Origin of the sequence: Labilibaculum manganireducens (assembly GCF_002843385.1) — a bacterium.
GTDB lineage: Bacteria > Bacteroidota > Bacteroidia > Bacteroidales > Marinifilaceae > Labilibaculum > Labilibaculum manganireducens.
This window is the reverse complement of record NZ_MVDE01000097.1, coordinates 1-1018: the sequence shown is the minus strand read 5'-3', so window position 1 is coordinate 1018 and position 1018 is coordinate 1. Positions and strand designations below refer to the sequence as shown.

At 39.9% G+C, this 1018-nt stretch carries 1 protein-coding gene; it reads right to left on the bottom strand.

Features of this window, described 5'->3' with window-relative positions:
* Positions 1–1018: cadherin domain-containing protein (locus BZG01_RS21355; RefSeq protein ID WP_143470978.1), on the bottom strand; the 1018-nt coding region annotated here is incomplete at both ends.

The window sequence follows — 1018 nt, the reverse complement described above, 5'->3', positions numbered from 1 at the left end:
GCGCCGGTTCCTCCGGTTTCTGTCCAAGATGAGAAAGATGTTCCTGCATCGCCGTCTGTTGCAAGTACTGTTCCTACGGCTCCTGAGTTTGCGATATTTTCTGCAATGCTAAAACTCTGAGAGGCTGTAATAACAGGAGCAATATCATTGACATCGGTAATTGTAACTGTAATTGTTTGATCATCTGTTGCTCCACCATCTCCGGTAGCTCTAGCAATAACTTCATATGAATTGTTGCCACCTGCATCTTGTGCAGATTCGTAATCCGGTGCAGACAATAAAGTTAAAACTCCTGATGTTGGGTGAATATTAAATTTGGCTTGATCAGCTCCTCCAACTATTGAGTACGAAGGAATTTCAACGCCCTCATTTATTGATGTTACCGTAGCTATTGAAGTGCTGTTTTCTGGAATTGAAATGCCGGCTGTTGCACCTCCACCATTTGAAGTAATAGTTATCCCTGTTACGTTATCAACCGAAACAGTGATCGTCTGAGTACTGGAATTTAATCCATCTGAAACAGATACCTGAACTATATAATCATTATCAGCATTTATATCTAATGGGGTTTCATAATCTGGAGCAGAAGTGAAAGCTACCGCTCCTGTTGATGAATTAATAGTAAATAAAGCCTGATCATCTCCTCCAATTTTATTAAATGTAAAAGTTGTTCCTACATCACCATCTGTTGCAGTTAAAGTAATGACATTTGTAGTATTCTCATCAATATTTATTGCCGATGCAGATGCAAATACTGGAATCTCATCATTAATATCGTTCACATCAACTGTTACAGTTTCTGCTGCTGAAGTGTTAACTCCATCTGAAACTGTGATGCTCAAGCTGTAACTTGTGATTGATTCATAATCCAGTTCATTCGCATCATTAACTGTAATTTCACCTGTTGATGAGTTGATGGCAAATACACTGTTTGTATTGCCTGCTGTAATTGTCCAGCTGCTAAAGACCGTGGCTGTTGCATCTCCGTCGGTGGCCAAAACGGTTCCTACTGATGTTG